The following is a 10373-nucleotide window of genomic DNA, read 5'->3' as shown; positions in this document are numbered from 1 at the left end:
TCAGGTACTGAAATGTCTGACCGAGATTCAAAGATACTTGTTGAGTTGCGGGAAGTATTTATACTCAATGAAAATCAAAGAGCAAACTAGAAAGCTAGCCACAGGTTGCTCAAAACACTGTTTTGAGGTTGGAGATAAGACTGACGAAGTCAGTTACATATACCTACGGAAAGGCAAAGCTGACGTGGTTTGAAGAGATTTTCGGAGAGTATTAAAAGACCAAACGCAAGACGGCAATCAAGACCACTCCAAAGAGAACTGTTCCGACTAGATTGCGGTAGCGAAAGGCTACCCAAGCTGTTGGAAAGACGGCTAAGAAGTCCAGCCATTTGATTTGAGGCAAACTTCCAACCTTACCTGCCACTACGCTTGAAAGAATCAAGGCAAAAATAATAGAGACGGGCAAGAACTTCAAAAAACGCTCAACGATCGCAGGCAAGCCCTTATACTTGACCAAGATGAAGGGAATCATACGGGGAATCCAGGTCACAAGACCAGAGAAAATAACTGCTAATAAAAGATACTTACTGACCATCTAAAACCACCCCCATGCTACAACCAAGTAGCGTCGCAAACAGAACAGCTAGCGACTGAGACACCACTGTCAAGAGTAAAAAGAAGGACACCGCAACAACTGCTAGGATAATGAGCAGATTGCGGACAGGAATCCGTCTTTGCATAATCTGAAATTGCGAAGCAAAAATACCGATAAACATCCCAACTAGGGCAAAATCTAAACCAAAGATTTCTGGATTTGGTAACAGACCACCCAGAGCCGTTCCGGCAACTGTTCCCACAAACCAAGCCACATAGCTGTTAAGATTGTTTCCGTGCATCCACATAGGATTGACCTTGTCTGCATGGGCCAATTCGCCCATCAAAACACCATAAGTCTCATCCGTCAAGATACTAGACATACCGATATTGTGCCAGAGACTAGTATGACGAAAATAGGTCGACGCATGCAAACTCAACAAAAAGAGACGCAAATTGATCAAAAAAACCGTCATAGCAATGGCAGCCACAGGCGCTTGAACCGCAATCAGGGCCAACATGGCAAACTGGGCGCTCCCAGCATAAACAAAGAGGCTCATCAAGCCCATCTCAACAGGTGTCACATAGGGCGCACCGATAATCCCACAGGCAAGTCCGATACTGACATAACCAAGGGCCGTTGGCATGGCTGCCTGCGCTCCCTCCCAAAATCCTTTTTCTTTCATCTTTCTCCTCATATTGTCTTAATAGGTGGGCTGAAAAGACTCCAGCCACAGCATGGACTATTATAACACATTCAGGAAAGAGAAAAAAGTCTGTTGATTTTGACCATCATAAAAAGACTGGCAATCCAGTCTCAAACATATATTAAACAAATTCTCCGCTAAATACTTTCACGAATATTCAGAAGCATGACAAAGGCAACTAGAAGAAATAGCAATAAAACAAAGCTAACTGCCAGAGTTCCAAAGCTAGTAGCAATGGTTACCAAAGCTATTGTAAATAAGCTAGGTAAAACAACCGTAATAGCACCGATAGAAGATTGAACTGCTCCCATTGACTCCTCAGGTATTTGTTTAAAGACGAGTTCTTGCAATCTAGGAGAGAGAACACCTGCGAAAAAGGCATCCAAGGTACTAAAGATAAGAATCCAGTCAAAACGAACTGTGGCAAATCCTACTAGAAGAAGCAATTGGATGACAAGTGAGGCATAGAGAGCTGTTTTTATAGAAATCGTATTTTTCAGATAGCCACTTACAAGACTTCCGACAATCAGGGCTGACAGTTCAAAAGTGGATAGCAAGGCAAGAGATTGACCTGTTTGTAAATTCAAAAAGGGTTGATTCCTCAAAAACAGAGTAGAAACAGGAACTGTAACATTTATCACTGCTTGACTAATAGAAATAATAAACAAAACTAAGAGCACCTTATTCATATTCCATATCAATTTCGATGATTGGAGCAAATGCTGGCAAAAGGATTTTACAGAGAGTCCTTCTTGATAGCTAATCGTTTTTTCTACTTTCAAGAGGTCAGTTTTTATGAATAGGATACCTAAAAATGCGATTAAAAAGGTAAGAGCGTTCAGTAAGGAAATAAACTGGATGGATAGAATACCTAATAAGACTCCTCCTAAAATATTACTGATTGTTTTCACTAAACTAACAGTTGACTGTTTAAATCCAATAGCTTCTGCCAGATGGTCTTGTCCAATAATTCTAATGAAAATCGGAGTGAGCATGGCGCCTGAAAAATAACTCAATGTGTCAGACAAGAGGTTAATCAGACAAATAAAGGCTACTAGTACTAAGGAAAAGGACTGCCCTGAAAGCGATAAGGACACTATAGAGTAAAGCAAAAATTTTGCAAAACTAATAATTGTATATTTCAAGACACGATGATGTTGAAAATCCGCCAAAACTCCCAGAAAGATTTGTAGAACTTGGGGCAGGGTTTCTGAAATCGTGATAAGTAAAATCGCCAAAGGAGCAAAAGAGGCGTCTGCCACATAATTCAAAAAGGCCAGATAAAAAATCGTATCCCCAACCGTTGAAATCCACTGGTTGATGGTTAGTTGCCTAAAATCTCTATTTTGAAGAAATACTTTCATTACAACTCCTTCATATTCATGTACTTAGATAACACATAAAGGTACTCTTGCTTATCTGCTTTAGAATACTTCACATAGCACTCTACTGTATTTAACAAAGACAATGCAACTTCTTTATATTTTCTTACTTTAAAATAACAATACAGTTCTAACAATGTATCAGCTATCCCTAGCATACCATTCCAGAAATCTGCATATTGAGCAAATTCTGTAATTAATCCTTCAGATAATTCTTTGATTAGATCTGTATACTTTTCAAAATCTATAAAAATCAAAGCACGAATAAATCCTGCTGTCCCGTTATTTAGATAAGGTGAAACTAAATTTGATTCTATCGGAACCATCCTACCATTATCTGCCACAATTAATTTTTCAATAATGATATTAATTCCATAATCAATAATATCGCAATCAAAGTCATATATTTTCATCAAAATAAGTAAGCCAGACAATCCATCTAGTCCTAAATTTTTTTCTCTATGCATCAGATGTTGCAGTAATCGCTGATTATTTTTAGCATTCTCATATCGTTGAAAATTGACTAGTTCTTTATTAATAATCTCAGTAATAGTAAAAGATCTTTCTGGTTGATCAGTTAGAACCTCATCTAAACTATGCAGGGATTCAATTTGATAAACATAAATTTCATTTAAATCTTTCAGGATATCAGATACTGTTGCATCCTTAGAAAATAGTTTTTCTATAATACTTGTAAAATTTGTTTTTAAACCAAATTCAGCCAATAAAGAATTTAAAATATGATATGATTGTGATAAATCGTCCATTGATTTCACATGCAATCTAGCCAACAAAAATAGTAGTAAATTCCCAACTTTATGGCAATCAGATACTTTACCATCTATAGAGTTCCATTCCTTTAAGCTAATTACACTATACAAACCAATAGCTGGTTTATTATCATACTCATAACTATTTTCTAAATCTACAAAGTAAAGTTTATTCTTTGATTTTATAAAATTTCCAGGATGTATATCATTTAAAATAATATTTCGACTATGAAAATATTCAATCAATTCTAACAGTTCCCTGGTAATCAATAAAAAACTTTTAAATCTCTTAATGTTTAACTCCTTATTAGGCTTCTTATAGCTAACAATAGAGTATGGTTTTGTGTATTTTAATAAATCACTACCATCTATAAATTCATAAATATAATATTGGTTAATCCACTCTGTAACAGTTTCACGCACAGCTGGAACACAATCTAATAATTTTTTTGAAATTTCATATTCATTTTTTCTAAGTGCTTGAGTCTCTACTCCTCCAAAAGAAATAATATGAGGTCGGCACTCCTTCAAAATATACTTTTTCCCTTCTATCACTGAATCTACTTGATAGACATTCCCTCCATTTGACTGTGTTAGTACGGTTTTTAATCTATAATTTCTTGCTAAGTATGAATCCTTTATAAACGTATTCTCTTGAATGTCTTGAATCCATTCTGGTAAGTTAAAATATGCTTTTTGATAGTCTTGCCACTTTTCTCCATTTGGTCCTAGCAACGTCGGAATACCTTTTTCTAAATACTCCAAATCTTCTCTAAAGAACCCATATCTGTAAAAAAATTGTATTGGAATCTTTATAGGCACGATCGCTTAGAATATAAATTCCCTCCATATTTTTAGGAATAGTTTGATAAAGTAGTTCTAATATGCTACGAAAAGCATCGTTATTTTTAGGATAAATCGTAAAGTATTTCCCTGAATTAGCAGGAGATTCTCTAATAGAGAAATTATAAGCCACATCTTCTTCCCTATATATATACTTATAAGATATCTTCCTATCATCTAACAACGGAGAAAGAAGATTATAGATATCCTTGTAATTATCAAGAGTTGCCGATATGTGAATTTTATAACCATAGACAGGCAAACTTTCTTCGTCTACAATTTTATATTTATACATTCTTTTCTCCTGTTGTTATGATGACTTGTTCTTTAGCAATTACCTCAGTTGGCATTTTCTACATTAAAATTCCAAAACCTTTATAAGTATAAAAATAAACTTAATAATTGAGTATCTTTTACAATACTGTACAAAAGAAAGTAATTGTCACTCTTTCAGACTGATTGAATCTTTCTGATTCGCGTGTTAATTCATGTACAAATGCTGTCATATGCTTCTCCTCCAATTATTTTTACTTATAAACCACTTCTGCGACCTAGGATTTGCTTCAAGTGCTTTACAAGGACAGTATAACACGAAAATTGGCTTATTTTAAAAAATCGCATATTTGACATTTTTGCTTATAGAAATTTCAGATTTGCGATTTTGGTAGATTTGATTATTTCCCTGGTATAATAAAGTTATTACTAATTAAGGAGTGGAGCAACATATGAAGAAACAAATTTTAACATTATTGACAATCGTTGCTGATATTATTATCATTTTGCCATTTCTAACTAATCGATAAGTTCTTTGTATTGCTGCAAGCGCAATTCAAAAAGGGCTATCAATTGTGGATTTTCTAATACTTGCAGAGATTGGATAAAGTGTTCAATCTCTTTTTGATTGCTTCCTTTGGTTTGAAGAAAAATCTGCATTTTCTTTAAAAACTGCCACAATACTTTTTCAAAAACATCGTATGGACGCAGCATACTCTCCAACTCGGCTTCAAATATTGGGATATAAGAAAAAAGTTTGCGCTCCATGAGCTCTGAGATGATATTTAACAGCCCTTGTTTCATATACAGTCTATTATGTACCAACTCTTTAAATTCCTTTGATTTTTAAAGCAAAGAGGTTGATAAAAAGATTAGGTCTTGATTGCTCAGAAAGGGCATAGTATTGCAAAAAAGATAGAGTTCAAACCAGGTCCAAGACTCAATAGCATAGAGGTAGTTAGTCAAAAACTCGCTATCCTCCTCTGCTAGGGGATAATTTTTATCTAAGGAATGAATAGCATTTTTAATCACAATGGCATTCAAACAACGATAGGTCTCTGCCATCTGTCCTTGCTCGACTTCCTCCAACAGTTGCTCTAAGCCAGCTATATCTTGGTGGGCAAAGCGATCCACAACCCTCCTACCAATCTGCATATGTGGAGATTCTTGATAGTTGTTGAGCTTGTGCCCAAACTCATCAAAGGTCACATTTATACCTTGGATGGCTAGGATCAACTTATCAGCAGACAACATGGACTGTCCTAGTTCAAACTTGGATAGCTGAGAAGCTGTTAGTCCAGCACAAGCCACATCTGACTGCTTGAGCTTTCTAGCCAGGCGCAGTTCCTTGTAAAATTCCCCCAATTCCATTTTTTCAATCATCCTACCACCTCCTAGCTTTTGCATATTATATCATTATTTGTGTTAATTTGTCAAAATATTCTGATAGTTAGAAAAAATAAAAAAGCCAGCCTTAAGCTGACTCTTTATTCTATGGTATCAAAAGCGAGGCTTGGTTTGGCATTGAGGTCCAAGTTTGCAAAGTTTTCTTTGTTCCACTCGCTGACACTGGCATAGGCAATCATACCTGCATTGTCTCCGCAGAGACGCAGAGGTGGAATGATGACATTGACATCTGTGATTTCAGTTGCTAGGCGTTCTCTGAGACCTTTATTGGCTGCCACGCCACCTGCCACGACAAGGGTTTTAACAGGGTATTTCTCCAAAGCCTTCTTGGTTTTAGTCATGAGAATATCCAGTACAGCTGCTTGGAAGGAAGCACACAAATCCTCTGTAGACAGACTTTCTCCCTTTTGCTCAGCATTGTGGCGAAGATTGATAAAGGCAGATTTCAAACCTGAGAATGAAAACTCCAGATTATCCTCCTTAATCATGGCACGAGGGAAATCATAAATATCCTGCCCCTGATGAGACAACTCGTCAATCTCACGACCTGCAGGATAGGTCAAGCCCATGACGCGGCCGACCTTATCATATGCCTCACCAACCGCGTCATCTCGTGTCTCCCCAACAATCTTGTAATCGCCAGCCTCAGAAACATAGACCAACTCTGTGTGCCCACCACTGACTAAAAGGGCTAGCAAGGGAAACTCCAAAGGCTCCACACTCTGAGCTGCCATGAGGTGCCCAGCCATGTGATTAACAGGAATCAGTGGAAGTCCGTGAGCCCAAGCAAAGGCCTTGGCAGCTGACAAACCAACTAGCAAGGCTCCGACCAAGCCTGGTCCGTAGGTAACCGCAACAGCTGTCACGTCCTCTTCGGTAATCCCTGCTTCTGCCAATGCCTCCTCGATACAGGCTGTAATGACCTCGACATGGTGACGACTGGCTACTTCAGGCACTACGCCACCAAAACGTTTGTGACTCTCAATTTGACTAGCAATGACATTGGACAAGAGCTCATCGTCGTTTTTCAAGACGGCGACACTGGTCTCATCACAGGATGTCTCAAATGCTAAAATATATCTATCCTTCATCTATTTCTCTCTTCATGATGATGGCGTCTTCGACTGGGTCATGGTAGTAGGCTTTTCGCTCAGCGATGACCGCCATTTTTTCTTTCTTGTAAAATGCTTGCGCTCGTTGATTTGACTTTCTGACTTCGAGGAAAATCTCCTTATCTGTCGGCAATTGAGCAAACAAGGCTGACGCAATGCCCTTACCCTGATAGGCTCCTTTGACAGCGATTTGCAGGACTTCTGCTTCAAAGAGAGTCTCCTGAACAGCTAGAAAGCCAATCACTTCTGCCCCATCATAAGCCAGAGCATACCAAGTCTGGTCTTGGGACAGATCTGCTTGGATTTGTTCTAGTGTCCAAGGACTGACTGGGTAAACAGCTATCATAACAGCGTAGATGGCTTTAGATAGATCAGGCTGCTGTTGGATTCGTTTGATTTCTATCATAGGCGTTTAATGTAAGACTCGCCAGACTCGGTATGGTTCTTGAGCCAGTTTTCCTCAGCCTCGACACGCTTGAGGTAGTTAGGCACAAAGTCGTGTAAGGAGTCTGCTTCCTTGTCCCAGGCCAAAAGAGCAAGATTGGCTGCATTAGGCAGGGTTTCTTTGAAATTAGTCCTTGGCAAGTGTTCTTGAATCTGCTCCACAAAGGTGCCAACTTCTCCGACAAAGGTTACCTGGCTAGCACCCTTGATTAGCTCAATCACTCGCTCAAAGGGCAGGTGTGCTTCTGGCATGACAGGTTTGGCATTTTCATAAAATCCTGCGTAAACATTGTTGCGACGCGCATCCATCAAGGGGACAAACAAACCTTCTTGTTGGTAGGGCACCAGAGCCAAGAGGCTAGACATACCAACCAACTCGATGTTCAGAGTATGAGCCAGCGTCTTAGCAGTGGCTACAGCGATTCGCAAGCCTGTGTAGCTACCTGGTCCTTCCGCAACCACGATTCTGTCCAAATCCTTGGGCGTCCAATCCAAACTTGCCATCAAAAAATCGATGGCAGGCATAAGGGTAATACTGTGATTTTTCTTAATATTAATCGTCGTCTCGGCAAGAACCTGCTTGTCCTCTAAAATAGCCAGAGAAAGAGCCTTGCTAGACGTATCAAAAGCTAATACTTTCATAACACATTCCTATCTTTTTGTCTGCTTACTATTATACTACAAAAGCTGGCACATGGGAATTTTCTTTATCCCCAAACAAAAATGCCCTCACTTAACTAAAAATAATTTAAAAAAATGTTCACTTTTCCTTTTCTTTTCCGAATATAAAAGTGAATAAGAAAAAAGGAGGAAAGTTCAATGACAAATTTTGACATTCTTGACAATCAATTTTTATCCTTATCTGAAAATGAATTATCAGATATTGATGGCGGTCTCGCTCCCTTGGTTATCTTTGGAGTAGCAGTATCTTGGAAAGCTATTGCAGGTGGAACAGCACTTATAGGTTCTGGTTTGGCAGCTGGTTATTTTTTAGGAGGAGATTAATATGATGAAAGATTTGAACAACTATTGTGAAATTTCTACTAAGGAATTGCAAGAAATAAAGGGTGGCTTTGGTGTAGGTGTTGGTATCGCTTTATTTATGGCAGGTTATACCATTGGAAAAGACCTTCGTAAAAAGTTTGGTAAGTCATGCTAGATAAGAAACACATTTTTAGAAGGATAAATTTTATTGTCTTCATCTCTTACAGTTTGCTCAGCATTCTCAATGATTTAAACATGACTACTATCCCTTTACCAATTGATCTATCTGTTTGTATTGTTTTATTTTTATGCTTCAACTCTATTTTTGAGCAGAACAATGACTCCCATAAAAATAATAAGCTCTGAAAATTCCATTGTCATGTCATTTTAGAAAAATGCAAAGACCACCTCATCTTGATAGATGGGGTGGAATTTTCGTGTCATAAATTTACTATCTTTTGCCACCAAACAAAAAGCCCCAGCATAAGCGGGGCATCTAAGCATTTAATCCAAAGTAAAATACAAACCAAACGACATAGGTTACAAGGAGGAGAAAAAGCGAGTAGAGAGTCACAAAGGTAATTTTCCACAAGAACTTGGTTTGTCGTCGTTCCAGTTTGGCAAATAGAAGATTCCCTCCATAAACGCAAGCAACAAAAACAATAAAAGCTACCAAGCGAGCTCCGATAGCAAAAGCAAATAAGTTATACATAGGGCAACCTCCTTAGTTTAAAATTATCTTAATAAGTAAAGTGAAATATTGCATAAGTATCCATTTTTAATATCGCAAATATATTTTTTAAAGACATAAACACATCTACAAGCGCCTATAAACAGAAACCTTAAAAGATAAGTTAAAACTTATAAAATAAGATTCTGTTCATAGACACCAATATTCATATCAACACTTTTACGTAACAACTCATATTTTACAAAAACTTAGTCTTATACGAATCTAGAAAATAGAGCCACAGCTGCTCTTGCATATGCTCCTTTAGTTGTATTCCAAGCATTATTTGCTACAATAGGAGATAATCTTATTAGGAATGCGGCATTGCAACTTCTATTATCTGCTAAAAATCCCTTAAAACACTTATCATGATAGAAACAAGCCATATCTAAATCATCAATAGCTGGAATAGAATATCCATTATTTCCCATAACCACAATAATTACCATAAGAGCCTATAGGAAAAAGAGAGCGATCCATTCTAGCCAAATCAGTTGACTCTCCGTTAGTCTCTATATCCGTTACGATTTCGTTTAAAACACGCCCTACCTCCAAAGCTTCATTATCTAAACCAAGCTCCTCTGCTTTATCTAATCTAACTACAGGGAAAGCATGTTCATTCAATTCGGTAACTTTATCCAATTCAGAAGTATCTATAAAGTTAAACATAATATCAATAGCACTAAACAATATAGTTTCCGAATTATTTCCTTTCCAGCTTATACTATTTCTTTCTATTATTATAGCATATACTTTTTGATATTGCAAGCGTTTACCAAAGAAATCGTCCCATGACTTTCTCGTTTCCGTCTTTTACTAATTTTTCATTTTGTGGTATAATTGAAATAATTGTAACGAATCAAGGTCAATCTAGACACAAAATGGAATGAAATCAAGCAAATCTATGCTAAAAGTTTGGAATAAGCTGACCTGTAAAATAGAAAGGAACTATATGATTTACAAAGTTTTTTATCAAGAAACAAAAGAACGTAGCCCACGTCGTGAAACAACACGCGCACTATACCTAGACATCGATGCCAACTCAGAACTTGAGGGCCGTATCGCTGCTCGCCAACTTGTCGAAGAAAATCGCCCAGAGTACAATATCGAGTATATCGAACTCTTGTCTGACAAATTGCTAGATTACGAAAAAGAAACTGGCGCCTTCGAAATTACGGAGTTCTAAT

Annotated in this window: 12 protein-coding genes and 2 pseudogenes; 3 read left to right on the top strand and 11 right to left on the bottom strand. The window is 37.6% G+C overall.

Features of this window, described 5'->3' with window-relative positions:
• Positions 1-211: 211 nt before the first annotated feature.
• From HT699_RS09880 to tsaB, 9 genes and pseudogenes are all read right to left on the bottom strand, one after another.
• Positions 212-535 (bottom strand): AzlD domain-containing protein, encoded by a 324-nt coding sequence (locus HT699_RS09880; RefSeq protein ID WP_000253927.1) that lies wholly within the window; start codon positions 533-535, stop codon positions 212-214.
• A complete protein-coding gene (locus HT699_RS09875) occupies positions 525-1220 on the bottom strand; it encodes an AzlC family ABC transporter permease (protein ID WP_023935538.1) in 696 nt (231 codons plus the stop codon). Before HT699_RS09875 ends, HT699_RS09880 begins: the two co-directional genes overlap by 11 nt.
• Positions 1221-1378: 158 nt before the next feature.
• On the bottom strand, positions 1379-2605 hold the full coding sequence (locus HT699_RS09870) for an MFS transporter (protein ID WP_023935536.1): 1227 nt from the start codon (positions 2603-2605) through the stop codon (positions 1379-1381).
• Positions 2605-4158, bottom strand: coding sequence for a protein kinase family protein (locus HT699_RS09865; RefSeq protein WP_240149896.1), 1554 nt, complete (start codon positions 4156-4158; stop codon positions 2605-2607). Before HT699_RS09865 ends, HT699_RS09870 begins: the two co-directional genes overlap by 1 nt.
• Before the next feature lie 7 nt (positions 4159-4165).
• Positions 4166-4531 carry a hypothetical protein gene (locus HT699_RS11870; RefSeq protein ID WP_240149895.1) on the bottom strand — a complete coding sequence of 122 codons (366 nt, stop codon included), beginning with the start codon at positions 4529-4531 and terminating at the stop codon, positions 4166-4168.
• Positions 4532-5028: 497 nt separating this feature from the next.
• A pseudogene (locus tag HT699_RS09860) lies at positions 5029-5892 on the bottom strand (XRE/MutR family transcriptional regulator).
• Positions 5893-5996: 104 nt separating this feature from the next.
• Complete coding sequence (gene tsaD, locus HT699_RS09855; protein ID WP_172934323.1) at positions 5997-7007, bottom strand: tRNA (adenosine(37)-N6)-threonylcarbamoyltransferase complex transferase subunit TsaD; 1011 nt, start codon at positions 7005-7007, stop codon at positions 5997-5999.
• The gene (gene rimI, locus HT699_RS09850; protein ID WP_172934322.1) at positions 6997-7434 is read right to left on the bottom strand and encodes a ribosomal protein S18-alanine N-acetyltransferase; all 438 of its coding nucleotides are present in this window, start codon (positions 7432-7434) and stop codon (positions 6997-6999) included. Before rimI ends, tsaD begins: the two co-directional genes overlap by 11 nt.
• Complete coding sequence (gene tsaB / locus HT699_RS09845) at positions 7431-8114, bottom strand: tRNA (adenosine(37)-N6)-threonylcarbamoyltransferase complex dimerization subunit type 1 TsaB (RefSeq protein ID WP_138699715.1); 684 nt, start codon at positions 8112-8114, stop codon at positions 7431-7433. Before tsaB ends, rimI begins: the two co-directional genes overlap by 4 nt.
• 177 nt (positions 8115-8291) lie before the next feature.
• Between tsaB and cibA the strand changes: the two genes are divergently transcribed.
• Positions 8292-8477, top strand: coding sequence for a fratricide two-peptide bacteriocin subunit CibA (gene cibA / locus HT699_RS09840; RefSeq protein WP_000180803.1), 186 nt, complete (start codon positions 8292-8294; stop codon positions 8475-8477).
• 1 nt (position 8478) lies between these two features.
• Positions 8479-8631, top strand: coding sequence for a fratricide two-peptide bacteriocin subunit CibB (gene cibB / locus HT699_RS09835; protein WP_000974046.1), 153 nt, complete (start codon positions 8479-8481; stop codon positions 8629-8631).
• A 321-nt stretch (positions 8632-8952) separates the two neighbouring features.
• On the opposite strand, the gene HT699_RS09830 is transcribed toward cibB, so the two are convergent.
• Positions 8953-9168, bottom strand: a complete 216-nt coding sequence (locus HT699_RS09830; RefSeq protein WP_023935522.1) for a hypothetical protein — start codon at positions 9166-9168, stop codon at positions 8953-8955.
• 374 nt (positions 9169-9542) lie between these two features.
• Positions 9543-9636 (bottom strand): annotated as a pseudogene (locus HT699_RS12205) (phospholipase); the annotation flags it as partial.
• Positions 9637-10138: 502 nt separating this feature from the next.
• Between HT699_RS12205 and HT699_RS09815 the strand changes: the two are divergent.
• On the top strand, positions 10139-10372 hold the full coding sequence (locus HT699_RS09815) for a DNA-dependent RNA polymerase subunit epsilon (RefSeq protein ID WP_000639571.1): 234 nt from the start codon (positions 10139-10141) through the stop codon (positions 10370-10372).
• The last annotated feature ends 1 nt before the right edge of the window (position 10373 follow it).

The organism is Streptococcus sp. 1055 (genome assembly GCF_013276815.1).
In the GTDB taxonomy this organism is placed as follows: Bacteria; Bacillota; Bacilli; order Lactobacillales; family Streptococcaceae; genus Streptococcus; species Streptococcus pseudopneumoniae.
The sequence above is the reverse complement of the archived record's forward strand: the minus strand, read 5'-3'. Positions and strand labels throughout refer to the sequence as shown.

What these genes read in the sequence shown, in the direction of transcription:
- HT699_RS09875 (WP_023935538.1), bottom strand. Translation starts at nt 1,220, where the DNA reads ATGAAAGAAAAAGGATTTTGGGAGGGAGCGCAGGCAGCCATGCCAACG.
- tsaD (WP_172934323.1), bottom strand. Translation starts at nt 7,007, where the DNA reads ATGAAGGATAGATATATTTTAGCATTTGAGACATCCTGTGATGAGACC.
- HT699_RS09815 (WP_000639571.1), top strand. Translation starts at nt 10,139, where the DNA reads ATGATTTACAAAGTTTTTTATCAAGAAACAAAAGAACGTAGCCCACGT.
- HT699_RS09830 (WP_023935522.1), bottom strand. Translation starts at nt 9,168, where the DNA reads ATGTATAACTTATTTGCTTTTGCTATCGGAGCTCGCTTGGTAGCTTTT.
- tsaB (WP_138699715.1), bottom strand. Translation starts at nt 8,114, where the DNA reads ATGAAAGTATTAGCTTTTGATACGTCTAGCAAGGCTCTTTCTCTGGCT.
- HT699_RS09880 (WP_000253927.1), bottom strand. Translation starts at nt 535, where the DNA reads ATGGTCAGTAAGTATCTTTTATTAGCAGTTATTTTCTCTGGTCTTGTG.
- cibB (WP_000974046.1), top strand. Translation starts at nt 8,479, where the DNA reads ATGATGAAAGATTTGAACAACTATTGTGAAATTTCTACTAAGGAATTG.
- HT699_RS11870 (WP_240149895.1), bottom strand. Translation starts at nt 4,531, where the DNA reads ATGTATAAATATAAAATTGTAGACGAAGAAAGTTTGCCTGTCTATGGT.
- cibA (WP_000180803.1), top strand. Translation starts at nt 8,292, where the DNA reads ATGACAAATTTTGACATTCTTGACAATCAATTTTTATCCTTATCTGAA.
- HT699_RS09870 (WP_023935536.1), bottom strand. Translation starts at nt 2,605, where the DNA reads ATGAAAGTATTTCTTCAAAATAGAGATTTTAGGCAACTAACCATCAAC.
- rimI (WP_172934322.1), bottom strand. Translation starts at nt 7,434, where the DNA reads ATGATAGAAATCAAACGAATCCAACAGCAGCCTGATCTATCTAAAGCC.